This window comes from Pseudoalteromonas sp. Z9A6 (assembly GCF_011378805.1).
GTDB classification, from domain to species: domain Bacteria; phylum Pseudomonadota; class Gammaproteobacteria; order Enterobacterales; family Alteromonadaceae; genus Pseudoalteromonas; species Pseudoalteromonas distincta.
On record NZ_WTKZ01000058.1, the window covers coordinates 1 to 23203 of the forward strand.

At 40.5% G+C, this 23203-nt stretch carries 19 protein-coding genes; 8 read left to right on the forward strand and 11 right to left on the reverse strand.

The window, feature by feature from the left end; translation table 11 throughout:
* Positions 1-96: 96 nt before the first annotated feature.
* From metH to metA, 3 genes are read right to left on the reverse strand one after another with little or no spacing between them, the layout of a single operon-like run.
* Positions 97-2727, reverse strand: coding sequence for a methionine synthase (gene metH / locus GQR53_RS16905; protein WP_165744634.1), 2631 nt, complete (start codon positions 2725-2727; stop codon positions 97-99).
* A 9-nt stretch (positions 2728-2736) separates the two neighbouring features.
* Positions 2737-3810 carry a homocysteine S-methyltransferase family protein gene (locus tag GQR53_RS16910; protein WP_165744636.1) on the reverse strand — a complete coding sequence of 358 codons (1074 nt, stop codon included), beginning with the start codon at positions 3808-3810 and terminating at the stop codon, positions 2737-2739.
* Positions 3800-4747, reverse strand: a complete 948-nt coding sequence (gene metA, locus GQR53_RS16915) for a homoserine O-succinyltransferase (protein ID WP_002958117.1) — start codon at positions 4745-4747, stop codon at positions 3800-3802. Before metA ends, GQR53_RS16910 begins: the two co-directional genes overlap by 11 nt.
* A gap of 222 nt (positions 4748-4969) precedes the next feature.
* Between metA and ettA the strand changes: the two genes are divergently transcribed.
* From ettA to GQR53_RS16935, 4 genes are all read left to right on the forward strand, one after another.
* Positions 4970-6643, forward strand: a complete 1674-nt coding sequence (ettA, locus tag GQR53_RS16920) for an energy-dependent translational throttle protein EttA (protein WP_039486820.1) — start codon at positions 4970-4972, stop codon at positions 6641-6643.
* A 154-nt stretch (positions 6644-6797) separates the two neighbouring features.
* Positions 6798-7163, forward strand: coding sequence for a PilZ domain-containing protein (locus tag GQR53_RS16925; RefSeq protein ID WP_165744638.1), 366 nt, complete (start codon positions 6798-6800; stop codon positions 7161-7163).
* Between the two features lie 53 nt (positions 7164-7216).
* On the forward strand, positions 7217-8125 hold the full coding sequence (locus GQR53_RS16930; RefSeq protein WP_165744640.1) for a histone deacetylase: 909 nt from the start codon (positions 7217-7219) through the stop codon (positions 8123-8125).
* Between the two features lie 62 nt (positions 8126-8187).
* Positions 8188-8691, forward strand: coding sequence for a TlpA disulfide reductase family protein (locus tag GQR53_RS16935; protein WP_165744642.1), 504 nt, complete (start codon positions 8188-8190; stop codon positions 8689-8691).
* A gap of 1 nt (position 8692) precedes the next feature.
* On the opposite strand, the gene GQR53_RS16940 is transcribed toward GQR53_RS16935, so the two are convergent.
* Positions 8693-9694, reverse strand: a complete 1002-nt coding sequence (locus GQR53_RS16940; RefSeq protein ID WP_165744643.1) for an AraC family transcriptional regulator — start codon at positions 9692-9694, stop codon at positions 8693-8695.
* Complete coding sequence (locus GQR53_RS16945) at positions 9678-10598, reverse strand: GGDEF domain-containing protein (protein ID WP_165744645.1); 921 nt, start codon at positions 10596-10598, stop codon at positions 9678-9680. Before GQR53_RS16945 ends, GQR53_RS16940 begins: the two co-directional genes overlap by 17 nt.
* A gap of 297 nt (positions 10599-10895) precedes the next feature.
* Here GQR53_RS16945 and GQR53_RS16950 point away from each other — a divergent pair, with 297 nt between their 5' ends.
* The 4 genes from GQR53_RS16950 (at position 10896) to GQR53_RS16965 (ending at position 17052) form a co-directional block, all read left to right on the forward strand.
* Entirely contained in the window at positions 10896-13199 is a 2304-nt protein-coding gene (locus tag GQR53_RS16950) for a TonB-dependent receptor (RefSeq protein ID WP_165744647.1), read from the forward strand.
* Between the two features lie 60 nt (positions 13200-13259).
* Positions 13260-14234, forward strand: a complete 975-nt coding sequence (locus tag GQR53_RS16955; protein WP_165744649.1) for a metallophosphoesterase — start codon at positions 13260-13262, stop codon at positions 14232-14234.
* Positions 14235-14245: 11 nt separating this feature from the next.
* Positions 14246-16228 (forward strand): phytase, encoded by a 1983-nt coding sequence (locus tag GQR53_RS16960; protein ID WP_165744651.1) that lies wholly within the window; start codon positions 14246-14248, stop codon positions 16226-16228.
* A gap of 158 nt (positions 16229-16386) precedes the next feature.
* The gene (locus GQR53_RS16965) at positions 16387-17052 is read left to right on the forward strand and encodes a hypothetical protein (RefSeq protein WP_165744653.1); all 666 of its coding nucleotides are present in this window, start codon (positions 16387-16389) and stop codon (positions 17050-17052) included.
* A 101-nt stretch (positions 17053-17153) separates the two neighbouring features.
* Here the strand turns inward: GQR53_RS16965 and cyoE are convergent, their stop codons facing one another.
* The 6 genes from cyoE to GQR53_RS16995 all read right to left on the reverse strand — a co-directional run bounded on the left by cyoE (position 17154) and on the right by GQR53_RS16995 (position 22730).
* On the reverse strand, positions 17154-18038 hold the full coding sequence (gene cyoE, locus GQR53_RS16970) for a heme o synthase (RefSeq protein ID WP_002958102.1): 885 nt from the start codon (positions 18036-18038) through the stop codon (positions 17154-17156).
* Positions 18039-18047: 9 nt separating this feature from the next.
* The gene (gene cyoD / locus GQR53_RS16975) at positions 18048-18404 is read right to left on the reverse strand and encodes a cytochrome o ubiquinol oxidase subunit IV (protein WP_024603769.1); all 357 of its coding nucleotides are present in this window, start codon (positions 18402-18404) and stop codon (positions 18048-18050) included.
* The gene (cyoC, locus tag GQR53_RS16980) at positions 18404-19045 is read right to left on the reverse strand and encodes a cytochrome o ubiquinol oxidase subunit III (protein WP_149615280.1); all 642 of its coding nucleotides are present in this window, start codon (positions 19043-19045) and stop codon (positions 18404-18406) included. The genes cyoD and cyoC overlap by 1 nt, the downstream gene beginning before the upstream one ends.
* Entirely contained in the window at positions 19042-21030 is a 1989-nt protein-coding gene (gene cyoB, locus GQR53_RS16985; protein WP_149594194.1) for a cytochrome o ubiquinol oxidase subunit I, read from the reverse strand. The genes cyoC and cyoB overlap by 4 nt, the downstream gene beginning before the upstream one ends.
* 2 nt (positions 21031-21032) lie before the next feature.
* Positions 21033-21992 carry a ubiquinol oxidase subunit II gene (gene cyoA, locus GQR53_RS16990; RefSeq protein ID WP_024603771.1) on the reverse strand — a complete coding sequence of 320 codons (960 nt, stop codon included), beginning with the start codon at positions 21990-21992 and terminating at the stop codon, positions 21033-21035.
* 318 nt (positions 21993-22310) lie between these two features.
* Entirely contained in the window at positions 22311-22730 is a 420-nt protein-coding gene (locus GQR53_RS16995) for a hypothetical protein (protein WP_002958097.1), read from the reverse strand.
* Between the last annotated feature and the right edge of the window lie 473 nt (positions 22731-23203).

Sequence of the window (23203 nt, forward strand, 5' to 3'; positions counted from 1 at the left end):
TCGTTTGGATCGGTCAACCGGTCATTTTCTTAACTGATCGGCATTAGCCCAACTTGGCCCGTTTTTATTTTAACTAATAGCAGACCGCAGCTCTATTTACTCCGGATCATACCCCAAATTAGGCGATAGCCAACGTTCAGCTTCTTCAAGCGTCATATTGGTTCGTTTAGCGTAGTCTTCTACTTGATCGCGTTGTACTGCGGCTACTGCGTAGTATTTAGCCTCAGGGTGTGAAAAGTACCAACCCGAAACAGCAGCACCTGGCCACATGGCGTACGAACTAGTTAGCTGCATACCAATGCGTTTTTCGGTGTCGAGCAACTGCCAAATTTTCTTTTTCTCGGTGTGCTCTGGGCACGCTGGGTAACCTGGCGCTGGGCGAATACCTTGGTAGTTTTCGCGTATTAGCTCATCGTTTGCTAGGTTTTCGTCTGGTGCAAAACCCCAATACTCTTTACGTACTTTTTCGTGTAGGTATTCTGCAAACGCTTCGGCGAGCCTGTCGGCAACCGCTTTAACCATTATTTTGTTGTAATCGTCTTGCTGTGCGTCAAACGCATTTGCTAAGTCGTCTTCTTCTAGACCGCCCGTTACTGCAAACGCGCCAAAGTAATCAGGCGTGCCTTTTGGTGCTATGTAGTCGGCTAGGCAATAATTAGCAAAGTCGGTTTTTTCGGTTTGCTGGCGTAAATGGCACGAAGTAGTTAATACTTCTTTGCGTGTTTCGTCGGTGTATATTTCTATGTCGTCTCCAACGCGGTTAGCCGGGAATAAACCAATTACACCAAGTGGTTGCAAACTGCCTGCTTTTTCAAGGTCGTCTAACATATCGTTAGCGTCTTTAAATAAGCTTTGCGCTTGCTCGCCTACTACTTCATCGTCCATTATGCGCGGGTATTTACCGGCAATTGACCACGTCATAAAGTATGGCGTCCAATCTATGTATTTACGCAAAGTAGCGATTGATACATTTTTAAACTCGGTCACGCCCAGCTTGTTAGGCACAGGTGGTGTGTAGTTATCCCAATCAAGCTTTGCTGCGTTATCGCGTGCGCGCTGGATTGTAACAGGCTTAGAGCGTGGTTTTTTACGCGCTTGTTGCTCGCGTACTTTTACATATTCAGCTTTAGTTTTAGCTAAAAAGTCAGGTTTAATGTCTTTTGATAGTAAGTTTGAAACCACACCAACTGCACGGCTGGCGTTATTTACATACACAACGCCTTTGTCATATTGCGGCTCAATCTTTACTGCGGTGTGCGCTTTAGAGGTAGTTGCACCACCAATGAGTAGTGGCAGTTCAAAACCACGGCGTTTCATTTCTTTTGCTACGTGTACCATTTCGTCAAGCGATGGGGTAATTAAGCCCGATAAACCAATAATATCGGCTTTTTCGTCGATGGCGGTTTGCAGTATTTTATCGGCAGGTACCATTACGCCTAAATCAATAACTTCATAGTTATTACATTGTAGTACCACGCCTACAATATTTTTACCTATGTCGTGTACGTCGCCTTTTACGGTCGCCATCACTATTTTACCATTGGTTGAACCTTCTTCTTTTTCGGCTTCAATGAATGGGTCTAGGTAGGCTACGGCTCGTTTCATTACGCGCGCCGATTTAACCACTTGTGGTAAAAACATTTTACCTGCGCCAAATAAATCACCTACCACGTTCATGCCATCCATTAACGGCCCTTCAATTACGTGAATAGGTTTATCGGCAGCAGCGCGGCACTCTTCGGTATCTTCATCTATAAAGGTAGTAATGCCTTTTACAAGCGCGTGCTCAAGGCGTTTTTCTACAGGCCATGTGCGCCACTCTAAATCTTCTACTCGCTCAGCTTGTGCCATACCAGAGTATTTTGGTGCAAGCTCTACTAAACGCTCGCCTGCACCTGGGTCTGTGTTAAGTATTACGTCTTCAACGGCTTTACGAAGCTCTTCTGGGATGTCGTCGTAAACGGCGAGTTGCCCTGCATTTACAATGCCCATATCCATACCCGCTTTTATGGCGTGGTATAAAAATACCGAGTGAATAGCTTCACGTACTGGGTTATTACCCCTAAATGAAAACGATACATTTGACACCCCGCCCGACACTTTACAGTGCGGTAAGTTTTGTTTAATGCGGCGTGTGCCTTCAATAAATTCTACAGCGTAGTTGTCGTGCTCTTCTATACCGGTGGCTACGGCAAATATATTAGGGTCGAATATAATATCTTCTGGTGGAAAACCAATGTCTTCTACTAATATTTTGTAGCTGCGGGCACATATTTCATATTTGCGGTCTGCTGTATCAGCTTGCCCGTCAGTATCAAACGCCATTACAACGGCAGCTGCACCAAAGCGTTTTATTATTTTAGCTTGGCGAATAAACGGCTCTTCGCCCTCTTTTAGCGATATAGAGTTAACAATGGCCTTACCTTGAATACACTTTAGGCCTGCTTCTATTACTTCCCATTTAGAGGAGTCGACCATAATGGGTACGCGTGAAATATCAGGCTCTGAGGCTATTAAGTTTAAAAACTTAACCATCGCGGCTTTTGAGTCCAACATGGCTTCGTCCATGTTTATATCAATAACCTGTGCGCCATTTTCTACTTGTTCGCGGGCCACTGTTAGCGCGGCTTCAAAGTCTTCTTCCATGATTAAACGTTTAAACATGGCAGAACCGGTTACATTGGTACGTTCGCCGACATTAGTAAATACTGCTATTTGTTGGGTCATGTTGGCTCCTTAATTTAAGTTACAGGCTTCAAGGCCTGATAAACGCATGCGTACTTCAAGCTCTGGCAGTTGGCGTGGTTTAACGCCCGCTAGACCTTTTGCAAAAGCACGAATATGCGCAGGCGTGGTGCCACAACATCCACCTACAATATTAATAAAGCCCGATTTACCCCAATCGATAATTTCGGCTGCCATTTCAGGCGCTTCTAAGTCGTATTCACCAAACTCATTAGGCAAGCCCGCATTAGGGTGTACCGATGTAAAGGTTTCGCACACGCGCGAAAGCTCTTCTACATATTGGCGCAGTAAATCAGGGCCAAGCGCGCAGTTTAAACCAATCGAAATAGGCTTAATATGGCGAATAGAGTTATAAAATGCTTCGGTTGTTTGCCCAGAAAGCGTACGTCCAGAGGCGTCGGTAATAGTGCCCGAGATCATCACTGGTAATGTGCGCCCTGCTTGCTCAAAGGCTTCTTCTACACCAAACGAGGCGGCTTTTGCATTAAGCGTGTCGAATATAGTTTCGATTAGTATTAAATCGGCGCCGCCTTCCATTAATGCAAGGGTAGACTCTACATACGCAGTAACTAGCTTATCAAAGGTAACGTTTCGGTAACCCGGATCGTTTACGTCTGGCGAAATTGAACACGTTTTAGATGTCGGCCCTAAAACACCCGCTACATAGCGCGGTTTTTCTGGCGTTTTAGCCGTAAATTCATCGCAAATTGCGCGTGCTAATTTAGCCGACTCTAGATTTATTTCACGGCTTAGGTTTGCCATGTCGTAATCTTCCATCGAAATAGTGGTCGAGTTAAACGTGTTGGTTTCAATAATATCGGCGCCCGCTGATAAAAAACAACGATGAATATCAGTGATTAAGTCGGGCTTGGTTAGGCTTAATAAATCGTTATTGCCTTTAATTAATACATGCCAGTCTTTAAAACGCTCTCCGCGATAGTCTTCTTCTTCTAGCTTATGATCTTGGATCATGGTGCCCATAGCGCCATCTAAAATTAAAATGCGTTCTTTTAATGCGGCACTTATTTCGGCTTGTTTATTATTTGTAGGCGCGTTATTCGGCATAGTTGTTAGTCCTCACGTCTTGGCTAACTAAATTAATATCATACGGTGTGGTTTGGTACACGTAGTAATTTAACCAGTTCGAAAAAAGTAAAAAAGCATGGCTTTGCCACGTTTTTGAAGGTTGTTTGGTTGCATCGTCATCCGGAAAGTAATTTTCGGGCTTTGGTGCATTAGGGCTTTTTTTACAATCGCGCTCGTATTCTGCTTTTAGCGAGTCGGCGTCGTACTCTGGGTGGCCGGTTATAAACACTTGGCTACCTGATTTATTTTTAAGTAAGTAAGCCCCTACTCGCTCAGAACCTGCCAGTACAACGAGCTCTTCACAGGCGTTTATTTTATTTATATCAATATGGCCGTAGCGTGAGTGTGGTACTAAAAAGGTATCGTCGAATCCGCGAGTCAGTGCACCGTGATCAAAATAACACTGGTGAGTAAATACGCCACACAGTTTATCGTCTTTTAAATCGCGCTTTAAATTGTAACGGTGATATAACGCTGCATGCGCTGCCCAACACGAAAACAACGTAGAGGTAACGTGTTGCTCAGCCCAATCAATAATGACTTTTAGCTCATCCCAATACGCTACATCGTCGTATTCTAAATGGGCAAGTGGCGCACCAGTTACTATTAATGCATCGTAATTGTTGTCTTTAACCTCAGAAAAATAACGATAAAAGGTATCAAGGTGCTCTTCTGAATTGCTGCTACTGCGGTGAGTGTCGAGGCGCAGTAGTTCTACGTTTACTTGCAAAGGCGAATTGGCAAGTAAGCGAATAAACTGAACTTCGGTTTCTACTTTATTAGGCATTAAGTTTAAAATAGCCAAACGCATTGGGCGTATTTCTTGCGTTTTTGCACGACTTTTTGGCATTACAAATACGTTTTCTTGACGTAAACGTGCAATTGCCGGCAACTCGTCTTTTACTGTAATTGGCATACTTTACTCCCGCTCATAAAAACCGAGGCTTAATTATGAACTGAAAGTAAAAAATATCAACCTCTAGATGTATAGATGTCCAAATGAAATTTATTCATGATTTTATATTTTACTTACAAGCATGCTTTGGTGCTTTAAAACCCGCCATTCGTTGACTGTTTCACCCGTCAGCCACTACAATACAACATTGAAATTTTTATTATTATTTGAAGGCTTTCCTCCATGGTTTTACCTGATAAATTTATATTCTCGATGAGTCGAGTATCTAAGGTTGTGCCACCTAAGCGCACTATCTTAAAAGATATTTCGTTGCACTTTTTTCCTGGCGCTAAAATTGGTGTGCTTGGTTTAAACGGTTCTGGTAAATCTACGTTACTGCGTATTATGGCCGGTGTTGACCAAGATTTTGAAGGTGATGCACATCCTCAGCCTGGTACTAAAATTGGTTATTTACCGCAAGAACCTATTTTAGACGAAAGTAAAACAGTACGTGAAACTGTTGAAGAAGCTGTTGGCGAAGTTAAACATGCACTTAAACGTCTTGACGAAGTGTATAACGAATACGCCATGGAAGACGCTGACTTTGACGCACTTGCAAAAGAGCAAGGCGAGCTTGAAGCTGTTATTCAGGCGCACGATGGTCATAACATCGACAACGTTTTAGAACGCGCAGCTGATGCACTTCGCCTGCCAGAGTGGGATGCTAAAATTGAGCACCTTTCAGGTGGTGAGCGTCGTCGTGTTGCTATATGTCGATTATTACTTGAAAAACCAGACATGCTTATTCTTGATGAGCCTACTAACCACTTAGATGCTGAGTCGGTTGCATGGTTAGAGCGCTTCTTACACGATTACGAAGGCACTGTTGTGGCAGTAACGCATGACCGTTACTTCCTTGATAATGTAGCTGGTTGGATATTGGAGCTTGACCGTGGTGAAGGTATTCCATGGGAAGGTAACTACTCTTCTTGGCTTGAACAAAAAGATGCGCGCTTACAGCAAGAACAAAAATCTGAAAAAGCTCGTCAAAAATCAATTGCGCAAGAACTTGAATGGGTTCGTTCAAACCCTAAAGGTCGTCAAGCTAAGTCAAAAGCACGTATGGCTCAGTTTACTGAAATGCAGCAGTCTGATTACCAAAAACGTAACGAAACTAACGAGATGTTTATTCCACCTGGCCCGCGTTTAGGTGACCAAGTACTTGAAGTAACTAATCTTCGTAAGAGTTTTGGCGATCGTGTTTTAATTGATGACTTAAGCTTTAGCATGCCAAAAGGTGCCATTGTGGGCATTATTGGTGCGAATGGCGCGGGTAAATCAACACTGTTTAAAATGATAAGCGGTGAGCAAACGCAAGACAGCGGTAGCATCAGCGTTGGCGAAACAGTACACCTTGCGACTGTTGATCAGTTCCGCGACGGTATGGACGAAAGCAAAACTGTTTTTCAAGAAATATCAGACGGACAAGACGTACTGAAAATTGGTAACTTTGAGTTCCCAAGCCGAGCATATGTAAGTCGCTTTAACTTTAAAGGTAACGATCAGCAAAAGTTTGTTAAAGACCTATCAGGTGGTGAGCGTAACCGCTTACACCTTGCTAAGTTATTAAAAGCTGGCGGCAATGTGTTACTACTCGATGAGCCAACCAATGACTTGGACGTTGAAACACTACGTGCACTGGAGAACGCTATTTTAGAGTTCCCAGGTTGTGTAATGTGTATCTCGCATGACCGTTGGTTCCTTGACCGTATTGCTACACATATTTTAGATTACCGCGATGAAGGTCAAATTAACTTCTTTGATGGTAACTACACTGAATATGAAGAGTGGCTTAAAAAGACCCTAGGCGCTGAGGCAACTCAACCTAAACGTATTAAATACAAAAAAATTGGCTAAAAATATTGGTTAATTTTATGTTTGTATAACTTAAGCCCTGCACTTTGCAGGGCTTTTTTATGCCACCAGCATTACAGGAGCACATCTTGCTAGCATGTAGAGAATTACCCGCTATGCTTAATTTATTATAAAAACAGTAAGGCTAAATTAGGTTATGCAAAATCGTCGACAGTTTTCTCGTGTGCTATTTTCAACTAACGCCCTGTTATGTTTTGATAGCCAACAGTATCCGTGTAAATTACTCGATCTATCGTTACATGGCGCGTTGGTCACTAATTGTGATGCATTTATTGGCAGCCACAATACGCAAGCAATACTGCGTTTTACATTGCCTCAAAGCGATATAGAAATAAAAATGGAAGTAGTGATTTGCCATATTGAAGCCGATCATATTGGTTTAAAATGCCATCACATTGATATAGACAGTATTACTTATTTAAAGCGCTTAATAGAGCTAAACTTAGCCAATGATGAGCTACTGCATCGCGAATTAGCGTCACTTATTAATGACTCACAATAGACTCATTCACTTAAGTTGATTACCATAGCGCAAACTTTATAAAGCTTGTAAATATGCGCTTAAATCCTCATTTGCCTTTGGTATACCATCCTAACTACTCGTTTAGCTTTGATCCTAAGCATCGCTTTGTAATGAGTAAATTTGCACATTTATATCAACATGTTGCAGAGCTTGGTTTAATCGGCAGTAACCTAGTTGAGCCAATATTAGGCACGCCAGAGCCGCTTGAGCTTGTGCATTGCGATAATTATATCCAAGATTTATGGCACAACCGCTTAGATGAAAAAGTAATGCGTCGCATTGGTCTACCTTGGTCAAAAGAGCTTATGGCACGTACATTTACAGCCCCTCAAGGAACGCTACAGACAGCCCGCTTAGCACTTAAACACGGTATAGCGTGTCATCTTGCTGGTGGTACACATCACGCACATAATGACTTTGGTTCAGGTTTTTGTATGGTTAACGATTTGGCCTTTACCACGCAAACTTTAATTGAATCAGGTGAGGTAACTAACGTACTTATTTTTGATTTAGACGTGCACCAAGGTGATGGCACAGCCGCAATGTTACAGCATCAACCCTATGCGTATACTTGCTCTATCCATTGCGAAAAAAACTTCCCCTTTAGAAAGTCCGTTAGCGATTTAGATATTGGCCTGGCAAATAATATGAAGGACGACGAATACCTTGCCATAGTTGACGAAACACTAAGTTATTTACTTAAAGAGCTAAACCCGAGTTTAGTACTTTACGATGCTGGCGTTGATATTTGGCAAGGTGATGGCTTGGGTAAGTTAGATATTAGCTGGGATGGCATAGCTAAACGTGACCATTTAGTATTAAAACGCTGCCTTGAACACAATACACCTGTAGCTACTGTGATAGGTGGAGGTTACGATAGAGATCACCTACGCCTCGCTAAACGCCACGCTATTGTTGTTGAACAAGCTGCTGGCTTTTAGTTTGAAATAAAAATGTTAAATTATCGTTCTTGTTTAATATGTAAAATAAAAAAGAGCATATTATGAAACAGCTATTTATTACCATCACGCTAACTTTATTAAGCTTTACAGCTTACGCACAAGATACAAGCTCAGAAGCAACATATCCTAAATTGCCTACATTAAATTTACAAATGGCTGATGGGTCGCCACTCAATACTCAAGATTTATTAGGTCAACCTTACGTTTTACACTTTTGGGCAACGTGGTGTCCGTACTGTAAAAAGCTGCAGCCAGCACTTCAAAAAATTGATGATATGGGCTTAAAAGTTATTGCCGTGAGCTTTAAAGAAGATGACGATGCTACCCCCGCTAAAGCACTTAGCGAAAGAGGTTATACTTTTAAAACAGCTGTAAAAGCCGATGCAATAGCACAGCAATTAGGTATACGAGGCACACCTACTACATTGTTTGTAAATAAAGAAGGCAATGTAATTTGGCTGACTAATACGTCAAATCCAGAAGATCCAAACCTTCATTTAAATGCACGAACATTGTTGCACTCCATCGACATGGCAACTGAGTAACTTATTGCGCTTTTAACTGGTTAGGTGTTAAGCCTGTCCAGCGCTTAAAGGCGCGCCGAAAGTTAGGTATATCGTAAAAAGCTAAATGCTCAGCGACTTGTTCGTTATGTTTAGCGCACAGAGTAAGTAGGTAAATAGCTTTGTGCTTATTTTGCTCATCTATTAACGCTGAAAAGCGTACCCCATTGAGTTTGAGTCTGCGCTTAAATGTAGCTGAGCTCATAGCAAAGTGCTTTGCGGTACACTCTAAATTAGCACTTGGATGAGAGTATAAGTATCTGCAGACGGCTTCAATAAAAGTCATGCTAACTACGCTTTTATTATGTAGCTGCGACTGCGCTTGCATAAATCGTAATTGACTCGCGTGCGGGTTTTTAGCCCTTAACATGGTTTTATTTAATACCCAGCGAGTACATGGCTTATCAAAACTTACCTTTAGCCCTAAATTTTGCTCGTATTCTTGAATATGCCGAGGGCGTTTAAAAGCAAAGTCGAACTGACAATGCGGGTAACTTTCGCTCACTCGTTTAAGTAAACTATAAAATGCAGTGCTATATATCTCTAGCACATAATGGTAAAGGCTTTCATCAAGCCCATGTGCTGGCTGAATGTAAATATAAACATTATCGTTTTTAATATACGTTTGGCTAAACAGCAAAGGCGCTAATTGCATTCTTAAAAGTAATAATTGCTTTAATACTTGGGCTAAATTATCGCTATATATTAATGCCTGAGCTTCGGCTCGAGTGTCGTTAATAAGTTGGCTACCGAGTAAAAAACCACTGTCAGTACTTTTCATCAACAACTTAAATTGAGCTAATAAACGCACCTGCTGAGACACACTAAATGTATGCTGAAAATTAAGTAAGTCTTGTTCAAAAATACCGGTACCGCGTAGCAGCTTATGTAAATTTATGTTTCGGCTTTGAGCAAGCTCTACAGCTGACGTAATAAGCCCTTGAGCGCTTAAATATTTATCGTCTTGGCTAACAAACATGTGCACGGTGCGCTACTTTTTGTTGATGCTTTTTTTGTTGTAATTGACTATGCAGTTGGCTTGTTAGTTTATCTGTACTGCTATGCTTATTACCTTGTATTAAGGCGGTAGTGACATATTGAAACTTTGCTTTTTTAGATGCTTCAACTTTAAATGCACAATGCTTTAGAGCTCCTTTAATTTGTGCCATTAGCTCTTTAGCTTGCTGCTCTGTAGTAGCTGGCATTAGTACCATAAAGCAATCTCCTGCGTAACGGCACACTACATCACTTAGTCGGCAATTCATTAACAATAGCTCGCTAATTTCACGCAGTAACCGGTCGCCCTCACTAAAGCCAAACTCACTATTAAAATGCGAAAAATCACGAATATCAATCGCGCCAAGCCAGAGTGGTTGTTTGCTCGTAAGTTGCTCTTTAATTGCAGAATCTAGGTACTGCGCCTTATAAAGACCTGTAACTGAGCACACCTTATCGTGCTCACGTAAATGCGCTTCACGGCGGCGTAGCTGACGATTTAATACGTACTGCTCTTGATGCCAATAATACAAACCCACACTCGTTAACAACATGCCTAAAGGGGCTGGCAGAGATTCAATCCAACTGAGCCATTGATGGGCGGGATGCATTAGCCATTCATCAAGTAAATCTAGGGTTGCCGAGAACATAAATAGCCCAACACCTATCACTAAGTAAGTGGTTACTTTACTCGGTGGTCTTGAAACTAATAACGCGGCAATCCATACAAGGGTCATTAATACAATACCGCCCTCCCCCATAATATCGAGCCACTGAATACTGGCGTAAGTTTTTAATACACCTAAATAACTACTTAAAAACACAGCACTAAAAAACATCGCAATAATAGCGTTTATTAATAATTGGTGGCTGATAAAGGGGTTAAATCGCATGTGCGGTATCTCGTTTATAAATGAGTTTTAAAGTTAGTTCATACAAGTTTGTGTTAGCAGGGTCATATTAGCTCAGCTATATGACAACGAGATGATACCTACTTTTAAAATAGCCCTGCACGGTACATAACACCTGACTTTTCAAGGAGTGATAAAAGCTCAATACGTTCTACATATTGCTCAAATACCTCTAAATACATGTATTAAACCTAAACCCTGTCACATTTACGTAATCAAATATCTTTAGCTTGCTCGCCATACCAAGAAGCAACCCAGCAATAACCAAGAGCAAATACAATGAAAGACTTTAAAATAAAAGCACTGGTAGCCGCATTAGCCTTATGTAATTTGACGGCTTATGCAGAAGATGATGCAAAAGAAACCACAAAAAAAGATATCGAAGTTTCTGACAAAATTGTTGTATATGGTGAAATTGGCTACAGAAACCGTTCAGACGAACTCGCACCAACCTTGGAGTATTCACAAGAGTACTTTCAACGTTTTGAACCATTGACCGCAGGCGATGCATTAAAACGAGTACCCAGTGTTACATTTTTATCGGATGTGCTTGAATCGGATGGTGCACGTATGCGGGGGTTAAGCCCTGCTTATACAAAGGTGCTTATAAACGGTGAAGAAGTACCTGGCGCTGGTGCCGATCGTTCATTTTTTGTTGACCGAATTCCGGCTGAGTTAATTGAACGCGTTGAAATAATTCGCTCATCAAGTGCTAACCGCTCAGCCGATGCTATTGCGGGCACATTAAATATTGTATTGCGCGATGGTTACAGTTTAGATGGCGGTTACTTGCGTGCTGGTGGCTTGCTTTATAACGATGGTGAATTTAAAGAAAGCTTAGCTGCAGTGTACGGTACTGAATTGGCTGGTGGGCGCTTATTACTTGGTGCAAATTTACAAGGCAGATATAACCCAAAACAAAAAACTAGTTTGCGCTACGGTGATAGCCCTGAAAACAATATAAACTTTCAAACAGAAGAATTTGATAACCGCGAAGACCAATCTGACACTCGCGATGGCGACGACACGTCACTTAACTCCAGCTACGAAATTGTTTTTGACGACGATAGTCAGTTTAATATTAGCGCTATGTGGGTTGATACAGAGCGTACTGAGGATGAACGTTCATTTGAATACAACGATCCGATTGCAACCAATAACGACATTATAAATGGCGGTAACTTAGAAACAGATAATGCCAATGTTAAGTATATTGACCAGACTAATTACAACATCAATACCGCTTATGAATTTCCACTTTTAAGCGGCACAAGTAAGTTTAAATTTGGTATAGCCAAGTTTGAAGAGTCGGTCTATGAGCAAGAAGTAGAACTAGATACGTCTGAGCTGCCAATGATATTTGAAGAAGAACAAGCTCGCAGCAACATAGACGATAAAGAATGGACTCTGCAATGGCAACACAGTCAACCTTGGGGTGACAGTAAAGAAATTCAGTTTGGTGCATTTTTACAAAATAAAAAGCGCGATAGCAATATTTTTGAAGCCACAGACGAGCTTGAATTAGCACTTACCAGTTGGGATCAATATGCAACAACACCTTTAACGCTTGCTGCATTTAATAGCGAGTACGAAGCGGTTACTGGTGGTGTAAACACTTTAGAAGAAGATCGCTTTGACTTATTTGCTCTTATTAAGCACAAAGACGATTTATTTGCTTGGGAGCTGGGCGTTCGCTGGGAGTCTACCGATTCTAAAATTAATGATAAAACAATTGGCGTGACCGAAAATAATAGTTACGACTTTATCCTCCCCTCGGCACACTTTCGTTATAACGTTAGCGAAAATGGGCGTATAAGTGCATCGATTGCGCGTAGTTTACGCCGCCCTGAGTTTGATTTTTTAACGCCGGCACTTATCGAAAAAGAACTTGGCGATAACGACCAACTAGGTAACCCTGAATTAAAACCAGAATCTGCTTGGGGTATGGACTTAGGCTACGAGTATCGCTTAGGAAAAAGTGGTGTTGTCGGTATTAATTTATTTTATCGCAAAGTAAATGACTTAATAGAAATTGCCAACACAGAACAAGAAGGCTCTGAAGGCGACGGTACGTTTGTACTGCAACCACGCAACACAGGCGATGGTAATGTAAAAGGAGTTGAACTTGATTTATCGACACCACTTGGCGCATTTAGCATGCCTAATACGGGTGTATTTTTAAATTACTCATGGCTCGATAGTGAAGTAACCGACTTTTTTGGAACTCGCAAATTTAACGACCAATCAGACTACGTTTATAACGTTGGGTTTATTCAAGACTTACCCGAACTTAAAGCTGCATTTGGCGCAACTTACCGCAAGCAAGGTGATGCCTATGGACGCATTGTAGGTGAAGAAATAACTACATCTTACAGTGCCGATTTTGAAGTATTTATAGAAAAACGTTGGGAAGATGTAACACTGCGCTTGGTAGGTTCAAACCTACTTGATGCAAGTAAAGACGAAACCTTTAATAAATTTGATACCGTTGATGATCAATTTAGTAGAAGCTTTGATGAGTACGAAATTGAATCTGAAGAAGCGGGTCCGGTTTATCAACTTATGCTGCGTTACGCGTTTTAAATAAGTTTATGAGGTAGCGCTAATCACTTTATTTAGCGCTACCAACATGGGAGAACAATAATGATAAAAAAAACATTACTGCTAATAACACTTGGTCTATGCAGTATACAAAGCGTATTGGCAAACGTAACGTACACCGACGCATTATACGAGCAACAAAAAATTGCAAACTTGACTGCGCTGCCTAAGAGCTTAAATTTTACGGTTATTGGTGATTGGGGTCATAACGGGCACTTTTATCAAAAAGACGTAGCGCACCAGTTAGAAATAGCGATGTTTCAAACGGATGGTGATTTTACTATTTCAACGGGCGATAACTTTTATCCCAATGGGGTAGCAAGTGTTAACGACCCGCTTTGGCAAAGTGCCTATGAAGATATTTACCATGGTCCACATACATTCGAGCCTTGGTATGTAGTACTGGGTAATCATGATTATTTAGGTAATGCGCAAGCACAACTTGATTACAGTAAAAAAAGTCAGCGCTGGAATTTACCTGCACGCTATTACAGCAAAACCTTTACTTTAAAAGGTGGCGAGCAGATATTAATGGTGTTTTTAGACACTAATACTTTAAACCCTGAATACAAAACACGCGAAAAATACAAAGCAACTCAAGGGCAAAACAGCCAAGCGCAATTAACATGGTTAAATAGCCAACTCTCAAATAGCCAAGCTCGATGGAAAATAGTGGTTGGTCATCACCCACTTTATAGCAGTGGAAAACGTTATGGACTTACTGAAGGTTTACGTAATTTACTCGAGCCCATATTTGAGCAAAATGGTGTGCAAGCATACATAGCAGGACACGAACATGACCTGCAACATAACCAAATAGATGGCAGTAAACTCGACCACTTTGTATCTGGTGGTGGTAGCGAAGCGCGTTACGTAAAACAACGTGAATTTACGCGTTTTGCAGAAGCTACTCCAGGATTTTTGAGCTTTTCGATTAACAATGAAGCACTAAAAGCAACGGCTATTAACTATAAAGGCGAAGTGCGTTACAGCACTCAAAAGCGCTTTGACCAATAAAAGGTTACAACATGAAATTTAAATTAAAAACATCTCTTAGCTTAATTGTAAGTAGCTTAGTGCTTAGCACATTAAGTGCATGTAGCAATAGTAACGTGGCTACAAATACGGCAGTAAAAAACACACCTGATAAAGTAGTCATTAATAGTACTAAATTTGGTCCAACAGATAACATGCAAGGCTCACAAGCGGCATGGTTAAATAATAACAATTGGTTGCTAGCAAGCGAAAGCAAAGGCTTAGTGTTAGTTGAAAGTGAAACGCAACAAAGCCGCATTATAAAAAAAGGTAACTTTGAAGCGCTTGCTGTCACTAAGCTAACAACACACTCATTTTTGGTTGCAACTATTGATAACAATCAAGATAACGTTGTTATATTTAAGCTTGAGCACACTCAAAGTGGCTGGAATACAATTGAACTAACACGTATTAACTCACCACAAGCACAACCTGATACAGTGTGTTTATTTGCTAATAAAGCGAGTGAATCAATATCGGCATTTGTACCTGATGTACGCGGGCTAATTACCGAAACTATTATTTTTGATACAGCGAATAATAAAGCGGTTAACGTAAATGTACGTGAATTTTCTGGCGTTAGTGAGGCGTCGGGTTGTGCTGTAAGTACAACAACAAATACCTTATATGTAAGTGAAAGCGAAGTAGGCATTTGGGCAATAAACGCGAACGCGGAATCGCAAGCAGATAAAAAACCGATTGCTTTAGTCGCCCCCTTTGGAAAGTTACACAGTGAACTAGGAGCTATTTCAGCTTCGCAAGATGGTATTATCTGGTTTACTAGTTCCAAAAACAATACTGTGTATGCTTATGATCCAATTAGTAAAATGCTTAATAACTGGATGTTAAATGGTGACTTGAGCTTGGAATCGGTAGCGGTAAATTACACAAGTAACAACGCGGCAACGGCAGTGCTGTATAACGACGAAACAGGCGCTTATATTAAAAGTACATTACCTGTAACACCTATCAAAAAACCATTAAAAACCAACACTCAATCAATCACTCAAATAAAGGCAAGTGCACAAACGGCCCCCGTTCAAGCATTTGGTGATGCAGCAGACGATCCGGCAATTTGGGTTAACCCTAAAGATGCAGCAAACAGCTTAATTTTAGGCACCGATAAACGCCGTGGACTAATGGTATACAGCCTAAATGGCAAGCTTGAACAGTCACTTGAAGTTGGTCGTTTAAATAACGTAGACCTGCGACAAAATAGCACGATTAAAAACAGTACCAATACATTAATAACTGCTAGTAACCGAACGCTTAACGGTATTAGTCTATTTACAGTACAAGCTAATAATAGTGTGAAGTACATTGCTGATATTCCTACCAATCTTGATGAAATTTATGGCTTATGTATGTACTCGTCAAATACGGGGAACTATGTATTTGTAAATGATAAATCGGGGCTGTATCAGCAATATAAAATCAGTGAGGATAACGAAAAAATAACAGGCAAACTTGTTCGCGAGTTTAACCTACCAAGCCAACCAGAAGGCTGTAGTGCAGATGATGAACTGGGACAATTATTTGTAGGCGAAGAAGATGCCGGTATTTGGTTTATAGGTGCAGAGCCAACGGCAGGCAGTACACCGGTTATGCTGCAAGGTATAAATGAGCAACTTGTTGATGATGTTGAAGGTATGGAAATTTACCACAGCGACAAAACACGTTATTTAGTTGTTTCCAGCCAAGGTGATAACAGCTACGTACTGTATAAAATAAATAATGATACTGCGGGCATTAAAACACCTAGCTTAGAGTTTACGGGTAAGTTTAATGTAATAAGTGATTTGGTTAATGGTATTGATGGCTCATCAGAAACCGACGGGTTAACAGTAACATCTAAGTCCCTACCGGGTTATCCTGAAGGTATTTTAGTTGTACAAGATGGTTATAATCGTATGCCACAGCAACCTCAAAACTTTAAAATAATAGATTGGCGAGAAGTAAAAAAAGCAATTAAATAGTGCTTATTTTAATGTCGCTTTAAGATTACCTGAAATTGTATAAAAGGCTCATTTGAGCCTTTTATACAATGCTTGGCATTTAAGTATTAAGTGTAATTAACTCAATGTAATATATATTTTATACTACAATTTAAGCTCATAAATTAATTGAGATTATAATGCGCCTACTACTTACTTTATTACTAGTTACTTTAAGTGGCTTTGCCGCAGCTGAAGAAGAAAAAGCAGAACTTCCACCGGTAGACCCCGCTTACAATGCTGAGCATCCTATGGCTTTGGTTAATCAAGGCTCATCTATAATTGCGATTAACTTACCTAGTTATAATTCTCCAGATGATGTGCAAGTTGTTTATAAAATAGGAAACCCCGATGTCGCACTCTTAAACTTTGTTAGAAATGCTGAACTAATCACGGTTAAGCCACAAGCGTTTAATATTCAACATTTAATGCGTGGTGAAGAAATTACGATTATTGCCGACATTTACGAGGGTGATTATCAACAAGGTGGTAGTTTAATTTACTCAAAAAAAGAGCTTGAACTGAGTAAGCAACTGTATGCCAGAGATCTAAAAGATTTAAGTGAATCATCGCAATGGCAAGACTACGACATGATTAATCTGGGCGGGAGTGAGCGTATTTATATTCATAAAATTCAACAAGCGCCGAGCTATAACCATCTTATTTTTGTTGATTTAGTTAATGCATGTACGCAAAAGCTTCGTACCTCAAAACGTGTCCCAGCTGAAAATGAGCTTACCTATAAATTTATTAACTGCGGCACCCTTAAACCACTTTATTACAATGCTGATGATTTTAGAAAGTAAAAGGGCGAGAGTACTGATGTTCAATTATTTTAATATTTAGGCATAAAAAAAGGCCCTTTCGAGCCTTTGGATTAACTTTGGAATAGTTAAAAATTTTTAAATTAGGTAAGCGTTAATAGCTGTGGAGCAACACTATGATAATCAACAGCCATAGCAATACTTAACGCTGTAATATTAATAATTGAAAATGCGAACACTTTACGTGCCCAGCTACTCATATCAATATTACGACGATAACCACGTAGCGCCATTAGCAACCACCAAAAGCTGGTAATACAAGCAACAGCCATAAAAGCAGCACCTGTGTAGCCAGTAATTGGCAGTAACATCACAACTAGGGCATATACAGCAATGTAAAGTACGATATGGCGTTTTGCTTTGTCGATACCTTGCGCTACTGGTAATACAGGAATACCTGCAGCTTGATAATCTTTAAAGCGAAAAATAGCAATAGCGTAAGAGTGCGGCATTTGCCACAAGCTAAACATGACTAGCAGTATTAATGCGCCCATATCGAACTGCCCTGTTACGGCGCAGTAACCTACTACTGGCGGTACAGCGCCAGAAAGGCTGCCTACAAAAGTGCCATATACTGAGTTGCGTTTCATGTAGAGGCTATAAACCCCTACATAAATTACGTAGCCAAAGGCTGCAAAAAATACCGCGGCTTGAGTGGTGTAGGCGATAAGTAAACCAAAGCCCACAACACCCAATAAAATACCGTGACTAAGTGCAGCAAAGGCCGACATTTCGCCCGTTACTGTAACCCGCGTACGAGTACGCGCCATGGCCACATCTATGTCTCTATCTATAACATTATTGATAGCGCAACCTGATGCAACCACTAGCGACAAACCAATTAATGTGGCAATCATTAACCATGGGTCTATATCACCGCGCGAAGCAAGTAAAAACCCGCCCGCTACGCTGATCAAATTGCCCATAATAATACCCGGCTTTGTCACTGATAAATAACGACGAAACATCTTCAACTCCTAGTACATCATCATTGCGTTAGATTCATAAATGATCCAAACAGATAACCCAACAACCATTACGATGATCAGAGCACTGAATAGGAATGTGAAAGTACTTGCACGGCCATCTTCGGTGGTAAAATTAAGGTGTAAAAAGTATTTTAAATGCACCCAAATTTGTACGATTGCTAAAGTAACAATGCTCCAAAGCGTTGTTGCTTTTGAAAAGTCACCTTCCATTACCATGTAAAACGGTATAGCAGTTAAAATTACCGATAGCACAAAGCCAATTAAGTAAGTTTTAACACTGCCATGAGATTCATCATGATGATCACTTTGCGTTTGCTTTAACGCATGCGTTTCGCTGTGGCTCATTACATTGCTCCCATTAAATAAACAACGGTAAATACACAAATCCAAACAATGTCTAAGAAGTGCCAAAATAGGCTTAAGCAGCTTAAACGCGTTACGGTTGCTTTACCTAAGCCGCGTTTAGCAACTTCAATCATCATTATGGTCATCCAAATTAGACCCGCAGTTACATGTAAACCATGTAGGCCAACTAATGAGAAAAATGATGTCAAAAAAGCACTTTGTTGTGGGCCATTGCCATGCACAATTAGGTGATGAAATTCGTATACTTCCATACCAATAAACACAGCACCTAAACAAAACGTAACAAATAACCAAGTCAGTGTTAGTGCCTTTTTTTGCCCTTGAGCGGCAATCATGGCAAAACCAAAGGTAATACTACTAATAAGTAGTGCAGCAGTTTCTACTGCTACAAAGTCGAGCTCAAAAATATCTTTACCCGATACACCGCCGGCAGTGTTCATAAACAGCACTGCGTAGGTGGCAAAAAACGAGGCAAATAATAGGCAATCAGTCATTAGGTATAACCAAAAGCCAAATATCGTGTCACCCGAAGTATCGTGATGATCATGCGCGTGGGCATGATCATCGTGTGATACAGAGTCTAAATTTGCTGATTCTAAATTTGCAGAAAGTGTACTCACGCTTTTAGCTCCTTAATGCCACTTGAATTATATGCAGCTTCAGTGCGTGCAATTTCATCAGGTTGTATATAGTAATCTACATCGCTGGTGTAACAACGTTTGATAAATATGGCAATTCCGCCTACTAGCCCAACAACAGCTAACCACCAAATATGCCAAATCATTGCAAAACAAAATACTGTTAAGCTTGCTGCCATTAACACGCCAGCTGATGTGTTTTTAGGCATATGAATAGGGCTGTAGTTTGCCTTATCTTGATATGCTTGACCTTTTTCTTTCATGTCGGTCCATGCATCAATATCATCAATATGTGGAATTGTTGCAAAGTTATAAATTTGCGGAGGTGAACTTGTAGCCCACTCAAGTGTGTGGCCGTTCCACGGATCGCCTGTTGTATCGTCAAGCGCTTCACGGTCTCTAAAGCTCACATATAATTGAATTACCTGGCTGATAATACCAAACATAATAATTACAGCACCGCCTGCGGCAATGTATAACCATATGTTCCAATCTGGGTTGTTAGTGTGGTTTAAGCGACGTGTCATACCTAAGAAACCAAGTACGTACAGCGGCATAAATGCTACGAAGAAACCAATAATCCAACACCAAAATGATGCTTTGCCCCATTTTTCATTAAGTTTAAAGCCCATTGCTTTAGGGAACCAAAATACAAAACCGGCCAGGTAACCAAACACAGCACCACCAATAATTGTGTTATGAAAATGTGCAATTAAGAATAAGCTGTTATGCAGTACATAATCGGCGCCAGGAATAGCAAGTAATACACCGGTCATACCGCCTACGGTAAAGGTAACCATAAAGCCAAGTGTCCAAAGTACCGGTACGCTAATACGTAAACGACCTCGGTAAATGGTAAATAACCAGTTAAATAACTTAACCCCAGTTGGTACGGCAATAACCATGGTCATTACCCCAAAAAACGCATTAACGTTAGCACTCGAGCCCATCGTAAAGAAGTGATGTAGCCAAACAATAAAGCCTAAAATTGAGATTGCACCGCTGGCGTAAACCATCGACTTGTAACCAAATAAACGTTTACCGGCAAAGGTCGAAATAATTTCAGAAAAAATACCAAACGCTGGTAATACTAATATGTATACCTCAGGATGACCCCATGCCCAAAACAGGTTGATGTACATCATGGCGTTACCGCCCAATTCATTGGTAAAGAAGTGGAAGTCGAGATAACGGTCAAGCGTTAGCATTGCAAGTACAGCAGTTAAAATTGGGAATGATGCTGCAATTAATATGTTTGCCCATGTACATGCCCATGTGAAAATTGGCATTTTCATTAGGGTCATACCTGGTGCACGCATTTTAAACACGGTTGCTAAAAAGTTTACGGCTGTTAGCAGTGTACCGAGCCCGGATATTTGCAAGGCCCAAATATAATAATCGACCCCCACCCCAGGGCTAAAGGTCAGCTCCGAAAGCGGCGGATATGCCACCCAACCTGTTTTTGCAAACTCACCAAACACAAGTGATAAGTTAATTAAAATTGCACCACTGGCTGTAAACCAAAAACTTAAATTATTTAAAAATGGGAAAGCAACATCGCGAGCACCAATTTGAAGTGGTAATACAATGTTCATTAGACCAATCATAAATGGCATTGCCATAAATATGATCATGATTACGCCGTGGGCAGTAAATATTTGGTCGTAGTGTTCTGGTGGTAAATAACCTGGCGCACCACTGGTAGCAAGTGCCAACTGCGCACGCATCATTATTGCATCTGAAAAACCACGAAACAGCATTATTAGTGCTAAAAGAATATACATTACGCCTAAGCGTTTGTGATCAACAGACGTGATCCAGTCGCGCCAAAGCACGCCCCATTTTTTATACTTTGTAATAAGCCCGGCAATAATAAGCCCAGCTATCGCAATAACCGACATCGTGAACACAAGAATTGGCTCATGAAACGGAATTGCGTCGAGTGAAAGATTACCTAATAACGACATTATTATTCCTCGCCTTGGCTGTGAGATGAAGGCATTGAGTGCTCACTCATTTCATGATGCTTTTTACTCATTTGCCCATGTTCGCCCATTGCATGGTGTTTTTTGTTCATATCGCCATGCGCCTGCATATACTTCATAACAATGGTATGAAATAAGCCGTCATCAACTTTTCCGTAATAGGCTACAGGGTTATTTTCACTTGCTTTTGCAAGCTCAACATAATTTGCATGAGTCAGGTTGTTAGCGCTTGAATTCGCTTTCACATCACTCACCCACTTATCAAAACCAGCTTGGGTAGGTGTAGCAATGGCATTAAATTTCATGCCAGTAAAACCTGCGCCGCTGTAATTTGCAGAAAAGCCTTTAAACGTACCTGGCTCATTTGCAATTAAGTGAAGCTTGGTTTCCATCCCAGCCATTGAGTATATTTGACTACCCAATTGCGGAATAAAAAAGGAGTTCATTGTGCTCTCTGAAGTGATTTTATATTCAACAGGTACATTTGCTGGGAACACTAATTCATTAACCGTAGCAATACCTTGCTCAGGATATATAAACAGCCACTTCCAGTTTAATGAAACCACTTCAACAGTAAGATGCTTACCTTTACCTTCAATTGGTTTGTAAGGGTCTAGCTCTTGGGTAGACTGCCAGGTAATAACACCTAAAATGATTACAATAACAATAGGAACAGCCCAAACAACGGCTTCAATTTTATTTGAATGAGCCCATTTTGGAGCATAAATTTCTTGGTTTTGAGTGTCTCTATATTTCCAAGCGAAATACAAAGTCATCACAATAACGGGAACGACTACAAGCAACATAAGCACGGTTGCGATGATGATTAAATTTTTCTCATCAATGCCTATCTGCCCTTTTGGATCGAGTATCCCGCCTTTACAGCCTGACAACGCCAGCACTGTACTAGCTAAAGCAATATTACAAAGGTTACGAATTAACAAGGGAGTATCCTACAAACCTAGAGTTTCAATTTGCTGCTTAAAATAAAAACCAAAGCAACGATTTTTCAATAAAAACCCAAGTTAACTAGAATTAAATTATAAAAATAAGGGGGCTATTCAAAACCTAAAGCTCATGCCATTAATGACCTAGCAACAAACCCAGCTTTCTAAACGCATTTATATAACGTAATAAAAGTTAACTTGGGTGAGTGGTGGTTGGCTGAAATGTGTTTAAAAAACACGGAGCTACTTTGTTGTAGCTAACCTTAATTATTTACAGCAAGAACAAATAATTAAAACCAGCAACAAGATGCAGCGTTACAGGCAACCTGTAAAGCTAGGTGGAGCACGACAACCGTGTGAAGAGATCACAGGCTGAAGAACTTTAGCCTCGCTAAAAGCAAAGGCTGCTTTACGGAGGATTATGCCAGCACGACGCGCTGGACAAATATGGAACAATAACCAACAAAGGCCAATAAGTAACTGACTTGATATGATCGGATGAGCTAAAAATTGCGCAAGATTAAGTAACAGTGGCTCTACAATAAACCCATCACTTAATAGCGCTTCAAGCTTGAAGGCATCCTCTAATGCACCGCTTAGCAACATTACAGTATTAAACACTAATAAAGTTATAGCTACACACACGCCCTTGCCTGCTTTATTCAAGCGCTCACACGTCTGCGGCTCGCCAGAGGCAAGTTCCGTAGCTGTATGATGCAAAGAAAGTGTGTTCAAAGACATTAACCTACTAAAATGACTATAACAAAATTAGAGTAATACCGTTTGCAATGGAAAAATTTAAAAAAACATTGCTGTTGTAAACCCTAAAACCAGGTGCTAAATACAATCAAATCCAGCTAGCACATATTTGCCTAGCGAAAATTGATCCGTATCAACCAAACTTTCAAAACTTACTGAAAGTTCGAACGTGAGTATAACAAAGAGAATTTTCTGTTCAACTAAAAATCAATTAATTTGAGTTAAGCTTTCGAAGCTATTTTGTTAATAAAAAATAACACGATAAAAAACATTCGGTTAGTTAAAATAAAAAACGATTTAAAGAGAAATATTTAATAGGATTATAGGTTTTTAGGAGGGAGTAATAATTGTATGGCACAAATAAAAACAGCCCAAATTCAGTCACCACCGAACTTGAGCCGCCTTTCACACTGACAACATCTTCACACACAATATAAAGATTTTTGGTT

Bases quoted from the DNA above. Each gene is read 5' to 3' on its own strand.
- cyoD (WP_024603769.1), bottom strand. From the start codon at position 18,404: ATGAGCCACAGCGAAACGCATGCGTTAAAGCAAACGCAAAGTGATCAT.
- GQR53_RS16960 (WP_165744651.1), top strand. From the start codon at position 14,246: ATGAAATTTAAATTAAAAACATCTCTTAGCTTAATTGTAAGTAGCTTA.
- GQR53_RS16945 (WP_165744645.1), bottom strand. From the start codon at position 10,598: ATGCGATTTAACCCCTTTATCAGCCACCAATTATTAATAAACGCTATT.
- ettA (WP_039486820.1), top strand. From the start codon at position 4,970: ATGGTTTTACCTGATAAATTTATATTCTCGATGAGTCGAGTATCTAAG.
- GQR53_RS16930 (WP_165744640.1), top strand. From the start codon at position 7,217: ATGCGCTTAAATCCTCATTTGCCTTTGGTATACCATCCTAACTACTCG.
- GQR53_RS16925 (WP_165744638.1), top strand. From the start codon at position 6,798: ATGCAAAATCGTCGACAGTTTTCTCGTGTGCTATTTTCAACTAACGCC.
- GQR53_RS16935 (WP_165744642.1), top strand. From the start codon at position 8,188: ATGAAACAGCTATTTATTACCATCACGCTAACTTTATTAAGCTTTACA.
- GQR53_RS16965 (WP_165744653.1), top strand. From the start codon at position 16,387: ATGCGCCTACTACTTACTTTATTACTAGTTACTTTAAGTGGCTTTGCC.
- GQR53_RS16955 (WP_165744649.1), top strand. From the start codon at position 13,260: ATGATAAAAAAAACATTACTGCTAATAACACTTGGTCTATGCAGTATA.
- cyoE (WP_002958102.1), bottom strand. From the start codon at position 18,038: ATGTTTCGTCGTTATTTATCAGTGACAAAGCCGGGTATTATTATGGGC.
- GQR53_RS16950 (WP_165744647.1), top strand. From the start codon at position 10,896: ATGAAAGACTTTAAAATAAAAGCACTGGTAGCCGCATTAGCCTTATGT.
- GQR53_RS16910 (WP_165744636.1), bottom strand. From the start codon at position 3,810: ATGCCGAATAACGCGCCTACAAATAATAAACAAGCCGAAATAAGTGCC.
- metH (WP_165744634.1), bottom strand. From the start codon at position 2,727: ATGACCCAACAAATAGCAGTATTTACTAATGTCGGCGAACGTACCAAT.
- metA (WP_002958117.1), bottom strand. From the start codon at position 4,747: ATGCCAATTACAGTAAAAGACGAGTTGCCGGCAATTGCACGTTTACGT.
- cyoB (WP_149594194.1), bottom strand. From the start codon at position 21,030: ATGTCGTTATTAGGTAATCTTTCACTCGACGCAATTCCGTTTCATGAG.